The organism is Citrobacter freundii complex sp. CFNIH9 (genome assembly GCF_002903305.1).
Classification (GTDB): Bacteria; Pseudomonadota; Gammaproteobacteria; order Enterobacterales; family Enterobacteriaceae; genus Citrobacter; species Citrobacter portucalensis.
On the sequence record NZ_CP026238.1, the window covers coordinates 4,597,667 to 4,611,045 of the forward strand.

General features: G+C 52.7%; 9 protein-coding genes and 3 tRNA genes. 4 read left to right on the plus strand and 8 right to left on the minus strand.

The window, feature by feature from the left end; all coding sequences use genetic code 11:
* Positions 1 to 8 precede the first annotated feature (8 nt).
* Complete coding sequence (gene tsaE, locus C2U43_RS23235) at positions 9 to 470, minus strand: tRNA (adenosine(37)-N6)-threonylcarbamoyltransferase complex ATPase subunit type 1 TsaE (RefSeq protein WP_103285853.1); 462 nt, start codon at positions 468 to 470, stop codon at positions 9 to 11.
* The gene (nnr, locus tag C2U43_RS23240) at positions 442 to 1,989 is read right to left on the minus strand and encodes a bifunctional ADP-dependent NAD(P)H-hydrate dehydratase/NAD(P)H-hydrate epimerase (protein ID WP_103285854.1); all 1,548 of its coding nucleotides are present in this window, start codon (positions 1,987 to 1,989) and stop codon (positions 442 to 444) included. The genes tsaE and nnr overlap by 29 nt, the downstream gene beginning before the upstream one ends.
* On the opposite strand from nnr, the gene queG reads away from it, so the two are divergent.
* Positions 1,988 to 3,127 carry a tRNA epoxyqueuosine(34) reductase QueG gene (gene queG, locus C2U43_RS23245; RefSeq protein ID WP_103285855.1) on the plus strand — a complete coding sequence of 380 codons (1,140 nt, stop codon included), beginning with the start codon at positions 1,988 to 1,990 and terminating at the stop codon, positions 3,125 to 3,127. The genes nnr and queG overlap by 2 nt on opposite strands.
* 269 nt (positions 3,128 to 3,396) lie before the next feature.
* Here the strand turns inward: queG and C2U43_RS23250 are convergent.
* The 4 genes from C2U43_RS23250 to orn form a co-directional block, all read right to left on the minus strand.
* Positions 3,397 to 3,472 (minus strand) — tRNA-Gly (locus C2U43_RS23250).
* 157 nt (positions 3,473 to 3,629) lie between these two features.
* Positions 3,630 to 3,705 (minus strand) — tRNA-Gly (locus C2U43_RS23255).
* Between the two features lie 156 nt (positions 3,706 to 3,861).
* Positions 3,862 to 3,937 (minus strand) — tRNA-Gly (locus tag C2U43_RS23260).
* Positions 3,938 to 4,133: 196 nt separating this feature from the next.
* Positions 4,134 to 4,679 (minus strand): oligoribonuclease, encoded by a 546-nt coding sequence (gene orn / locus C2U43_RS23265; RefSeq protein WP_103285856.1) that lies wholly within the window; start codon positions 4,677 to 4,679, stop codon positions 4,134 to 4,136.
* 105 nt (positions 4,680 to 4,784) lie between these two features.
* Here orn and rsgA point away from each other — a divergent pair, with 105 nt between their 5' ends.
* The 3 genes from rsgA to mscM all read left to right on the plus strand — a co-directional run bounded on the left by rsgA (position 4,785) and on the right by mscM (position 10,230).
* Positions 4,785 to 5,837 carry a small ribosomal subunit biogenesis GTPase RsgA gene (gene rsgA, locus C2U43_RS23270; protein ID WP_170974257.1) on the plus strand — a complete coding sequence of 351 codons (1,053 nt, stop codon included), beginning with the start codon at positions 4,785 to 4,787 and terminating at the stop codon, positions 5,835 to 5,837.
* Between the two features lie 92 nt (positions 5,838 to 5,929).
* The gene (gene asd / locus C2U43_RS23275; protein WP_048212901.1) at positions 5,930 to 6,898 is read left to right on the plus strand and encodes an archaetidylserine decarboxylase; all 969 of its coding nucleotides are present in this window, start codon (positions 5,930 to 5,932) and stop codon (positions 6,896 to 6,898) included.
* A gap of 17 nt (positions 6,899 to 6,915) precedes the next feature.
* Positions 6,916 to 10,230 carry a miniconductance mechanosensitive channel MscM gene (gene mscM / locus C2U43_RS23280; protein WP_103285857.1) on the plus strand — a complete coding sequence of 1,105 codons (3,315 nt, stop codon included), beginning with the start codon at positions 6,916 to 6,918 and terminating at the stop codon, positions 10,228 to 10,230.
* Between the two features lie 181 nt (positions 10,231 to 10,411).
* Here the strand turns inward: mscM and yjeM are convergent, their stop codons facing one another.
* Entirely contained in the window at positions 10,412 to 11,914 is a 1,503-nt protein-coding gene (gene yjeM / locus C2U43_RS23285) for a glutamate/gamma-aminobutyrate family transporter YjeM (RefSeq protein ID WP_008785995.1), read from the minus strand.
* Positions 11,915 to 12,128: 214 nt separating this feature from the next.
* On the minus strand, positions 12,129 to 13,106 hold the full coding sequence (gene epmA, locus C2U43_RS23290; RefSeq protein ID WP_103285858.1) for an elongation factor P--(R)-beta-lysine ligase: 978 nt from the start codon (positions 13,104 to 13,106) through the stop codon (positions 12,129 to 12,131).
* Between the last annotated feature and the right edge of the window lie 273 nt (positions 13,107 to 13,379).

Here is a 13,379-nt window from a genome sequence, read left to right on the forward strand (position 1 = left end):
CCTTAAGGTTATTCGGCTAAACGCGCCAGCAATAAATCACCTGATGAGGAGACTGCGCTTACACGCGCCTCTCGACCTTGCGCCTGGTATTCAATGTGTATTTCGACGTCCGGGTCTGGCAGTACACCTTTACCTTGTTGCGGCCATTCCACCAGGCAGATGGCATCATTGGCAAAATAATCGCGGATCCCCATAAATTCCAGCTCCTCTGGGTCCGCAAGTCGGTATAAATCGAAGTGATATACCATCAAGTTATCGAGTGAATAGGGTTCAACCAGCGTGTAGGTGGGGCTTTTTACATTACCTTTATGACCTAACGCCTGCAGAAATCCCCGGCTGAAGGTGGTTTTACCCGCCCCCAGGTCGCCGTACAAATATATAACCGTCGCGCCGTCACAGGCTTTGGCTACCCGCAGTCCCAGGTCTAAAGTCGCCTGCTCATCAGGTAGTGGAATTACTCGATTCATCATGATAAACGTCAATCACATCAGGGTTAACAATACGCTGTAGCGTGGTAAAGAGATCCGTCGCCAGCATGCCACGCGTACCAAAACGCGCCGCCAGCACATCCGCCGCCGCTCCGTGCGCAACACATCCCGCACATGCTGCATCATACGGGGTAAGCTTCTGTCCGAGCAATGCGCCAATAATACCGGAAAGCACATCCCCCATTCCGCCGCTGGCCATCCCGGCATTGCCGGTATCAATAATACCCAACTCCGCCTGTTCAGCAGCAACAACCGTACCCGCGCCTTTCAGCACCACCACGCCTCCGTACCGTTTTACCAGACGTTGTGCACAAAGTAAGCGATCGTCTTCAATTTCTGCAATGGAACAACCCAGCAGTCGCGCGGCTTCACCTGGATGCGGCGTGATCACGCGATTGTGACGTTTATCGGGGTTGATTGCCAGCAGGTTCAGCGCATCCGCATCCCAGAGCATCGGTTTGCGAAAATTCTCCACTTTTTGCAGCGCTTTTTTGCCCCACTCCTGCTGACCAAGCCCGGGGCCTATCACCACTACATCCGCCCACGCCAGGCTCTCTTCCAGCGTCTGCGGCGTCAGCGCATCGACCATCAGTTCCGGTCTGGCTGTCAAAATAGGCGCTATGTTTTCACTGCGCGTCAGCACTTTGACCAGCCCGGCACCTGCTCGCAGCGCGGCTTCCCCGGCCATGCGTATTGCGCCAGCCGTACCGTGGTCACCGCCGATAATCACCAGCCGCCCGTGGGAGCCTTTGTGCGAGGTGGGTCGACGCGGCGTTAGCCAGTGTGCAAGCTGTTGAGCATCAAAACGTTGTATTGGCGCATTCTGCCCCGCCAGCCAGTCGTCCAGCCCAAGTGCGTTAACATGCAGACGCCCGGTGACATCGCGCGCTTTACCGGTGAGCAGGCCCGGCTTGAGTGCAATAAAGGTAATGGTATGCGCTGCGTTGATGACCGCGCCCGGCGTCGCTCCCGTCTGCGCCAGCAGGCCGGAGGGAATGTCTATCGCCACGGTGGGGGCTGGGTGAGAATTGGCACGTTCAATCAATACCGAGAGAGACTCACGCGGCGCATGTTTTAAGCCAGTGCCTGACAGCGCATCAATAATGACGTCCACGTTATTTGGCCAATTGATATCCGCCGCGTGAATGACGCCACCAGCGTTAAGCCAGGCATCACGTGCCTGCTTCGCCTCCTCGGGGAGCGGTTTGTCACTTTCCTGCGCCAGCAACGTAACTTCAAGACCCAGCGCTTTGGCAAGTCTTGCCACTACGTAACCATCGCCGCCGTTGTTGCCATGACCACATAGCACCAGCCAGTGCCGGGCGTTCGGATAAGCCTCACGAATGACCTGAAACGCCGCCTCTCCCGCCCGTTGCATCAGTTCGTAAAGCGTCAGCCCTGAACTGTCTGCCGCCTCTCGCTCCATCCGCCTGATGTCATCGGCGTTCCAGATGGAGTGTGGTATACTTGCGGGGTTTTTCTTCATTGTATGGTCCGTCATGTCAGAGCCCCTCGATCTCAATCAGTTAGCGCAAAATATTAAGCAGTGGGGGCTGGAGCTTGGCTTTCAGCAGGTCGGGATTGCCGATACCGACCTCAGCGAAGCGGAACCCAAACTGCAGGCCTGGCTGGATAAACAATACCACGGCGAGATGGACTGGATGGCCCGTCACGGCATGATGCGCGCCCGACCTCACGAATTATTGCCCGGTACGCTACGTGTCATCAGCGTACGTATGAACTATCTTCCTGCCAATGCGGCCTTCGCCAGCACATTGAAGAATCCTTCTCTGGGTTACGTCAGCCGTTACGCGCTGGGGCGCGACTATCATAAGCTGCTACGTAACCGCTTAAAAAAGCTGGGAGAGATGATTCAACAGCACTGCGTTTCGCTGAATTTTAGACCTTTTGTCGATTCTGCGCCCATTCTTGAGCGTCCGTTAGCGGAAAAAGCCGGGCTTGGCTGGACAGGTAAGCACTCACTTATCCTCAATCGCGAAGCCGGTTCATTTTTCTTCCTCGGGGAATTACTGATCGACTTACCCCTACCGGTCGACCAACCAGCAGAAGAAGGATGCGGGAAATGCGTTGCCTGCATGACCATCTGTCCCACCGGGGCCATTGTAGAACCCTATACGGTGGATGCGCGCCGCTGTATTTCTTATCTCACTATCGAACTGGAAGGCGCGATCCCGGAAGAATTTCGTCCCTTGATGGGGAATCGAATTTATGGCTGCGATGATTGCCAGCTTATTTGCCCGTGGAACCGCTATTCACAGTTGACGGCAGAGGATGACTTCAACCCGCGCAAGCAGCTTCATGCTCCGGAGTTAATAGAGCTGTTTAGCTGGAGCGAAGCGTGGTTTTTAAAAGCCACGGAGGGGTCTGCCATTCGTCGTATTGGCCACCTGCGCTGGCTGCGAAATATCGCCGTTGCGTTGGGTAATGCTCCCTGGAATGAAGCCGTTCTTCACGCACTGGAAAGTCGCAGAGGTGAGCACCCACTTCTCGACGAACACATAGAATGGGCAGTTGCTCAGCAAATTGAGAAGCGAAATGCCTGCGTAGTTGAGGTGCAGCTACCGCAGAAACAACGTTTAGTCAGGGTCATTGAGAAGGGTCTGCCGCGCGACGCTTAAGTCATCCACAGCTTGTGTATAAAAATAAAAACACATTGATATTCAAGAGGGAAAAAATCGTCAAGTGATCGTATTAACAATTTGAAATGATAATTAAATTAATAATTTCAGATAGTTAAAATGATACTATTCACCCGGCGAAGTTTTTTGCATTCCAGGAATAATACCCGAACCTGTGGATAAGTCTGTTTACAAGAGTATGTCAATGACGAAACAAAACGTCCCCAACGCGATTATTCGTTGTGGATATTTTTATTGGGGTAAGAATTTGGAGCGGGAAACGAGACTCGAACTCGCGACCCCGACCTTGGCAAGGTCGTGCTCTACCAACTGAGCTATTCCCGCTTAATCTTCGTCTTTCGAACCACTACTGCGTTGGCTGCCTTCATTCGCCTGAGTCACTTACTTCAGTAAGCTCCTAAGAACTCATTCAGTTGCCGCCTTGTCGCAATTCGAAATCCTGCGATTTGGTGGTCTGTGCTTAACAAGCACTTTCAAATTTTGGAGCGGGAAACGAGACTCGAACTCGCGACCCCGACCTTGGCAAGGTCGTGCTCTACCAACTGAGCTATTCCCGCATAATCTTCGTCTTTCGAACCGCTACTGCGTTGGCTGCCTTCATTCGCCTGAGTCACTTACTTTAGTAAGCTCCTAAGGACTCATTCAGTTGCCGCCTTGTCGCAATTCGAAATCCTGCGATTGGTGGTCTGTGCTTTAAAAGCATTTTCAAATTTTGGAGCGGGAAACGAGACTCGAACTCGCGACCCCGACCTTGGCAAGGTCGTGCTCTACCAACTGAGCTATTCCCGCAAATCTGTACTGCTTTTGTTGCTGTCGTAATTCGCATTTCTGCGTCGTTACGGGAGGCGCATTATACGAGAAATCCGTTTAGCTGCAACCCCCCTGAAAGTGTTTTTTTCGAAAATTCGTTCAAGTGATTAATTTACAATCAAGCTGAACAATTTAGCGTCAAAAAACCGGTGACGCAAGCCACCGGAGAACAAAATCAAAGATTAATAAAATGTTCGCGATAGTAAGCAAGCTCAGCAACAGATTCACGAATGTCGTCCATCGCCTGATGTGTTCCCTGCTTGGTGAAGCCCGCAAGGATTTCCGGCTTCCAACGACGCGCCAGCTCTTTGAGCGTGCTGACGTCCAGATAGCGATAATGGAAATACGCCTCCAGCTCCGGCATGTATTTAAACAGGAAACGACGATCCTGCCCGATGCTGTTGCCGCAGATAGGTGATTTCCCTTCCGGAACCCACTCTTTCAAAAAAGCCAGCGTGGCCAGTTCAGCTTCACGATCGCCCATGGTGCTCGCCTTCACGCGCTCCACCAGCCCGCTACAGGTATGCGTACGTACGTTCCAGTCATCCATTAATGCCAGCTGTTCGTCAGACTGGTGTACCGCAATTGTCGGTCCTTCAGCCAGAATATTCAGGTTGGCATCCGTCACCAGCGTGGCGATCTCAATAATGCGATCGCGCTCGGGATCCAGACCTGTCATCTCCAGATCGATCCAAATCAGGTTGTTTTCATTGGCACTCATGCTATTTTCCACCCTTCAGCGTCACATTCAGTGTGACTACATTGATCTAAAATTGTGTGTATCATAAATGTTTTGCCCATCATGGGCGACCAGGAGCCAGTCCGATTGAGTAAGAATAAACTCTCCAAAGGCCAACAGCGCCGTGTGAACGCCAATCACCAGCGTCGTCTTAAAACGTCCACGGAGAAGCCCGACTACGACGACAACCTGTTTGGCGAAACCGCCGAAGGCATCGTTATCAGCCGTTTTGGCATGCATGCCGACGTAGAGTCTGCTGACGGTGAAATTCACCGTTGCAACATCCGCCGTACAATTCGCTCGCTGGTTACTGGCGATCGCGTAGTCTGGCGCCCGGGTAAAGCGGCAGCTGAAGGCGTGAATGTCAAAGGTATCGTTGAAGCGGTACACGATCGTACCTCGGTACTGACACGCCCCGACTTTTACGACGGGGTAAAGCCTATTGCCGCCAACATCGACCAGATCGTTATTGTCTCAGCCATCTTACCCGAGCTGTCACTCAATATTATCGACCGGTATCTGGTAGCCTGCGAAACGCTACACGTTGAACCGATTATCGTGCTGAATAAGATCGATCTGCTGGATGATGAAGGCATGGCCTTCGTTAACGAACAGATGGATATCTATCGCAACATTGGCTATCGGGTGTTGATGGTATCAAGCCGCACTAAAGACGGCCTGAAACCGCTTGAAGAAGCATTAACCGATCGCATCAGCATTTTTGCCGGTCAATCGGGCGTAGGTAAATCCAGCCTGCTCAATAATCTCCTCGGCCTGCAGGAAGAGATCCTGACCAATGATGTCTCTGACAACTCCGGCCTTGGACAGCACACCACCACGGCCTCTCGCCTGTATCACTTCCCGCACGGCGGCGACGTTATCGACTCCCCTGGCGTACGTGAGTTTGGACTGTGGCATCTGGAGCCGGAACAAATCACGCATGGCTTTGTCGAATTTCATGACTACCTGGGCCATTGCAAATACCGCGACTGCAAGCATGATACCGATCCAGGCTGCGCTATCCGTGAGGCTGTAGAAAAAGGGGCCATTGCTGAAACCCGGTTTGAAAATTATCACCGCATCCTGGAAAGCATGGCGCAGGTAAAAACGCGTAAAAACTTTTCTGATACAGACAACTGACAACTAAGCTAAGCATCGCTAGAATCGTCCCCCTTTTTTCAGGATCCGGCCCGTATGCCGGATCGGGAACAAATTATGGCCTGGAGGCTACCTTGTTAAACTCATTTAAGCTTTCGCTACAATACATTCTGCCGAAACTATGGCTCACTCGCCTGGCGGGTTGGGGTGCGAGCAAACGAGCGGGATGGCTGACCAAACTGGTTATCGATCTGTTCGTGAAATATTACAAGGTCGATATGAAAGAGGCGCAAAAGCCGGACACCGCCAGCTATCGCACCTTCAACGACTTCTTTGTTCGCCCGCTGCGCGACGATGCTCGCCCAATTAATACCGATCCAAACGTACTGGTCATGCCCGCTGACGGTGTGATTAACCAGTTAGGCAACATCGAGGAAGACAAACTGCTGCAGGCTAAAGGGCACAGCTATACCCTTGAAGCGCTGCTGGCTGGCAACTATCAGATGGCGGACAAATTCCGCAACGGTACGTTTGTAACCACTTACTTGTCTCCACGCGATTACCACCGTGTACACATGCCGTGTAACGGTATCCTGCGTGAAATGATGTATGTGCCGGGCGATCTCTTCTCTGTAAACATCCTGACTGCGCAAAACGTACCGAACCTGTTTGCCCGCAACGAACGTGTAATCTGTCTGTTTGATACCGAATTTGGCCCGATGGTGCAGATTCTGGTCGGCGCGACCATCGTCGGCAGCATTGAGACCGTATGGGCTGGCACCATTACCCCACCGCGTGAAGGCGTCATCAAGCGCTGGACCTGGCCGGAAGGCGAAAGCGAAGGGTCGGTGGCGCTGCTGAAAGGTCAGGAAATGGGCCGCTTTAAGCTCGGTTCCACCGTCATCAACCTGTTCGCACCTGGCAAAGTTAACCTGGTTGAGCAGTTGCAGGATCTGTCCGTGACCAAAATCGGCCAGCCAATGGCCATCTCGACCGAGACTTTCGTGACGCCAGAGGCAGAACCGGCCCCGCTGGCGAAAGAAGAGATCGAAGCAGAACACGATGCCAGCCCGCTGGTTGACGACAAAAAAGACGAAAGTTAAACATAGGAATCGCTGCTGTGCGCCTGATTATCACTTTTCTGATGGCCTGGTGCCTCAGCCTGGGGGCGTACGCTGCGACGGCCCCCGATGCCAAACAACTCACCCAGGAACTGGAGCAGGCAAAAGCGGCAAAACCCGCTCAGCCAGAAACCGTCGAGGCGCTCCAGTCCGCGCTGAATGCCCTTGAGGAGCGTAAAGGCTCTCTCGAGCGTGCCCAGCAATATCAGCAGGTTATTGATAACTTCCCCAAGCTGTCCGCAACGTTACGCGCGCAGCTTAGCAACCTGCGTGATGAACCGCGCAATGTGCCAACCGGACTCACTACCGATGCGTTAAACCAGGAGATCCTCCAGGTTAGCAGCCAACTGCTGGAAAAGAGTCGTCAAGCCCAGCAGGAGCAGGATCGCGCCCGGGAAATCGCCGACTCGTTAAGCCAGCTTCCTCAACAGCAAACCGATGCCCGCCGCCAGCTCAATGAGCTTGAGCGACGCATTGGTACCGCCAACGGCAATTCCGCACAGAATCAGGCGATGCAGGCTGAATCCGCCAAACTTAAAGCCCAGGTCGATGAACTGGAACTGGCGCAGCTTTCCGCTAATAACCGTCAGGAACTGGCGCGTATGCGCTCCGAACTGGCGGAAAAACAGAGTCAACAACTCGACGCTTACCTGCAGGCTTTGCGCAACCAGCTCAACAGTCAACGTCAGCGTGAAGCTGAGCGAGCGCTGGAAAGCACCGAACTGCTGGCGGAAAACAGCGCGGGACTGCCGGAAGGCATTGTCGACCAGTTCAAGGTAAACCGCGAGCTGTCTCAGGCCTTAAACCAGCAAGCACAGCGTATGGATCTGGTCGCTTCGCAGCAGCGTCAGGCCGCCAGCCAAACGTTGCAGGTGCGTCAGGCATTGAATACGCTGCGAGAGCAGTCTCAGTGGCTTGGGGTTTCAAATATGCTGGGAGAAGCGCTGCGAGCGCAGGTATCCCGTCTGCCGGAAATGCCTAAACCTCAGCAGTTGGATACCGAAATGGCGCAGCTTCGCGTACACCGCATGCGCTATGAGGACCTCCTCAACAAACAGCCGCAGCTGCGTCAGATTCATCAGGCCGATGGACAACCGCTGACCGCTGAACAGAGCAGCATCCTCAACGCCCAGCTACGCACCCAGCGTGAGCTGCTGAACTCATTGTTACAGGGCGGCGATACGCTGATCCTTGAGCTGACCAAGCTCAAAGTTTCCAACAGTCAACTGGAAGATGCGCTAAAAGAGGTCAACGAAGCGACGCACCGCTACCTGTTCTGGACGTCAGACGTTAGCCCTATCTCCCTCTCCTGGCCTGTCGACATCGTTCAGGATCTGCGGCGTCTGATCTCATTAGATACGTTTAATCAGTTGGGCAAAGCCAGCATCATGATGCTGACCAGCAAAGAAACGCTGCTACCGCTGTTCGCGGCGTTGGTGTTAGTTGGCTTTAGCCTCTCTTCGCGCAAGCACTTCACCCGTTTCCTTGAACGCTCGTCCGCGCGGGTCGGGAAAGTCACCCAGGACCACTTCTGGCTGACAATACGCACGGTATTCTGGTCAATACTCGTCGCTTCGCCGTTGCCAGTGCTGTGGGCAACGCTCGGTTACGGATTGCAGGAAGCCTGGCCTTATCCGTTGGCTGTCGCGATCGGCGATGGCGTTACCGCCACGGTGCCCATGCTGTGGGCGGTAATGATCTGCGCCACCTTTGCACGCCCCAACGGTCTGTTCATTGCCCACTTTGGCTGGCCGCGGAACCGCGTCGCGAAAGCCATGCACTATTACCTGATGAGCATCGGGCTGATTGTCCCGTTGATCATGGCGGTGATTATGTTTGATAACCTCAATGACCGGGAATTCTCCGCCTCACTGGGACGTCTGTGCTTTATTCTGATTTGCGGTGCGCTGGCTGTCGTAACCCTGAGCCTGAAACGCGCCGGGATACCGCTGTACCTCGATAAAGAGGGCAACAGCGATAACATGGTCAACAGCATGCTGTGGAATATGCTGATGGGTGCGCCGCTGATTGCCATTCTCGCCGCAGCAGTAGGCTACCTCGCCACGTCACAAGCCCTGCTGGCACGTCTGGAAACGTCTGTAGCGATTTGGTTCTTATTACTGGTGGTGTATCACGTTATCCGCCGTTGGATGCTAATTCAGCGTCGCCGCCTGGCGTTTGACCGCGCCAAGCATCGACGCGCAGAAATGCTGGCGCAGCGCGCGCGGGGCGAAGAAGAACCACCGCATTCCACCAGCCTTGAAGGTGCGATTGACGTTGATGAAAGCGAAGTGGATTTGGATGCTATCAGCGCGCAATCGCTGCGCCTGGTGCGTTCTATCCTGATGCTTATCGCCCTGCTCTCGGTCATTGTACTGTGGTCAGAAATTCATTCCGCTTTCGGCTTCCTGGAAAACATCTCGTTGTGGGATGTCACCTCCACGGTTCAGGGCGTGGAAAGCTTAGAACCGATAACGCTGGGCGCGGTGCTTATCGCGATTCTGGTATTTATCATCACCACCCAGTTAGTGCGCAACCTACCCGCACTGCTGGAGCTGGCACTACTGCAACATCTGGATTTAACCCCCGGCACCGGTTATGCCATCACCACCATCACCAAGTATCTGCTGATGCTGATTGGCGGTCTGGTTGGCTTCTCGATGATCGGTATTGAATGGTCCAAACTGCAATGGCTGGTGGCGGCTCTCGGTGTCGGTCTGGGCTTTGGTTTGCAGGAGATCTTCGCCAACTTTATTTCCGGCCTGATTATCCTGTTTGAAAAACCAATCCGCATTGGCGACACGGTGACGATTCGCGATCTTACCGGTAGCGTGACGAAGATTAATACCCGTGCCACCACTATCAGCGACTGGGACCGCAAAGAGATCATCGTGCCCAACAAAGCCTTTATCACCGAACAGTTTATCAACTGGTCGTTATCCGATTCGGTCACCCGTGTGGTGTTAACCATCCCGGCACCGTCAGAGGCGAACAGCGAGGAGGTTACGCAGATCCTGCTGACTGCCGCGCAGCACTGTTCGCTGGTTATCGATAATCCGGCGCCAGAAGTCTTCCTGGTTGACCTGCAACAAGGCATTCAAATCTTCGAACTGCGTATTTATGCCGCCGAGATGGGGCATCGCATGCCGCTGCGCCATGAAATCCACCAACTGATTCTGGCAGGCTTCCGCGAGCACGGTATTGATATGCCGTTCCCTCCGTTCCAGATGCGTCTGGAGAGCCTCGGCGGTAAGCAAACAGGGAGAACATTAAGTTCTGCAGGAAGAGGCAGTCGCCCGGCAGGGAGTTTGTAACGCACAATGCAGGCAAGAAATGCCGGATGGCGACCCGTGGGGTCTTATCCGGCCTACGGGTCTGCAATTAACCTGTAGGCCCGATAAGCTTGCGCCATCGGGCATTTCATCGCCGATTACAGACATTTTCGAGCTTAATATGCGTCCGGATCGGCAACAGGCAATAAACGCCAGATGGCCTTTATTCCACCGCCCACTCAGGCTCGTTGGTCGTGCGACGGCTGTAGTTCTGATAAATCGCCATCGCCAGCAGTGAGAAGAAGATCGGACCGCCGGTCATCCACAGTGCGCTGTTCCAGTCTCCGGCTTCAATTACCGGCTGGATGATGGTGAACACATTAGCAAACGTCACCACCAGCACGACCACTCCCGTTGCCAGCAGCGTCGCCGCTCGGGTTTTAAAGACAACAAACGGCCTTTCCAGACCCGGACGGGATTTAAAGAACGGAAACGCCAGCGCCAGGAACAGATACGGCAGCGTCATCGAGACGTTCGCCATCAGCGTCAGTTTGTTATAGAACGCTGAAGCCGTATCGCCACCAAATGAAACCAACAGGATAAACAGGCTCACCAGCAGGCACTGTAACCACATTGCCGTCGTCGGCATCCCTACGGCATTCAGTTTGGTCATCGGCGCGGGCCACAACGCCTTCGGCGTGCCCTGAATAATCGCTTTCAGCGGTGAGTAGCTGAGGGTGAAAAAAGCGCCGGTGTAGGCAAGGAACATGGAAAGCCCGGTAATACGTGCAAACCATACGCCCATCACCATTGCGGCATCAGGGGAAAGATGTAGCGCATTACCCAACGTCATTCCGAGGCTTTTCATCAGGATATAGGTAATATTCCCGAGGTTAACTGAGCTATTACTTAATACCTGCTGCCAGTTAGTGCTAACGCCCCATAAAAAGATGGCCAGTGAATAACCAACAGAAATGACAATAGCGGCAAAGACAATGCCTTTAGCAAAGTTCTTTTCTGGTTTTTCTGTTTTATCAACCAGTCCCCCTACAGCTTCAATTCCGCCGTAAGCAAAAATGGCAAACACAACAAATGACAACATTGCCAGTCCAGACTGATATCCGGGATTAGGCGAAGAGATGAAATTAATATCCTGTGCAAAGTGGCCACCAGTTAATAACAAAATAGCGACACTCACTAACAACAGAACTAAATTAAGACACATTACGGCAATTCCACCTACAGCCGTAATACGCGCAATCTTATTAATACCCCGGGATGCCACGCAGGTCACCAGGATCATCCAACCGACTGCGAGCAGTCCGACAACCTGCGTAGGCTCAAGCCCTGCAATACGCCAGTGCTGCGTCATGTCTGCGCCAAACAAGAAGGTTGAAAAAGGAACCCAGACTTTCGCCGCAGTACTAACCATCCATATCACATAAGAAGAAAACCACATAAACGTGCCGATAAACGCATAGCGTGGTCCAACGCTATTATTCATCCACGAATAGATTCCCCCCTCTTCTTTCCGATAGGCAGAACCCATTTCCGCCATCATTAAAGCAAATGGAATAAAGAATAATAATGCAGAAAATATATACCACGGTATTGCACTATACCCCATTAAATAGAACGCGGAGGGGCTATTAGCAAAACCGAAAACTGACGTAAATATCATGAGAATGAGACCTATCAGGCTCATCTTTTTTATTGTTTGGGTCATTAAACCATCCCTTACTCTGGCAAGCGTTTAACAAACGCCGCTCACCGGTTGGCACTGCTCTCTTTGCAGAGTTCAGCGATAAAAAAAACAACACAGAATTGATACCTAAACGATATCAAATATCCAGGTGTAAATTGTGGCTATTAGAGGGGAAATGAAAAAATATGCTACAAAGTGGCGATTAAGCCACCACTTTGTATTGCAGAAGAGTAAGTTATGCGCGATCGACGGTAAATGCGATTACCTCGGCCAGGCTCTCTGCGCCCAGCGCCAGCATCACCAGACGGTCAACGCCCAGCGCCACGCCTGAGCAATCCGGCATGCCGACTTTCAGCGCTTCCAGCAGGTTGGTATCGATAGGTTGCTGTGGTAAGCCTCGTGCGGCACGTTTGCGGTTATCCTGTTCAAACCGCTGCTGTTGTTCGCGCGCGTCGGTCAATTCATGGAAACCATTCGCCAGCTCAATACCTTTGTAATAAACCTCGAAACGTTCAGCCACGCGGTGATCTTCGGTACTGATTTGCGCCAGTGATGCCTGGCTGGCCGGGAAATGATACACAAACGTCGGCTTGTCTTTACCAATATGCGGTTCAACACCCATCGTAAACAGCAGTTGCAGTAAGGTATCCCGGTCTTCTTCGGTATCAGCGATATTGCTGAGATCCAATTTCGCCGCCACTTCCCGCAGTTGGGTTTTATCCGCAGACAGCGGGTCAATCTCCAGATGGCGCTGGAAGGCCTGCTGGTAAGAAAGGCTTTCCGCAGGTGAGCAGTCCAGCACCTGCTGGAGCAAATCATCCACTTCATTCATCAGGCGATACATATCGTAGTGCGGGCGATACCACTCAAGCATGGTGAATTCAGGGTTATGATGGCGCCCCATCTCTTCATTACGGAAGCTGCGGCACAGTTGATACACCGGGCCGCATCCTGCCACCAGCAGGCGCTTCATATGGTATTCAGGGCTGGTCATTAAATAGAGATTCATTCCCTGGGAGTGTCCAGGGCCAACGAAACGCGTTTCGAACGGGAACAGGTGGATGTCCGTTACCGTTGCCTGACTCATACAAGGGGTCTCAACCTCAAGCACGCCACGATCGGCAAAAAAGCGGCGAATCTCCGCTATAATTGCTGCACGTTTCAACAGATTGGGGATGGTCGCGCTCGGCTGCCAGGTTGCCGTTTCGCTCATGGTTGTTTCTCCGATTTATGACAAGGGCACGAAGTCTACTCGTATCGCGCTAACGAGACAAATTTCAGGCAGCACTAATCATCACTGGCAATTGGATAAAAAAAGCGACTTAGGGTGGTTTAGTAATTAAATTAATCAAATTCAATGATAATTCCCCCCTATGACACGCTAAAAAAATCGAACACGTCAAATTTCCCGCACATCCCTAAGACTATACTATTGTACCTATAAAGGAGCAGTGGAAACGCGTTCATAACCTGTTTGAAGCCGATG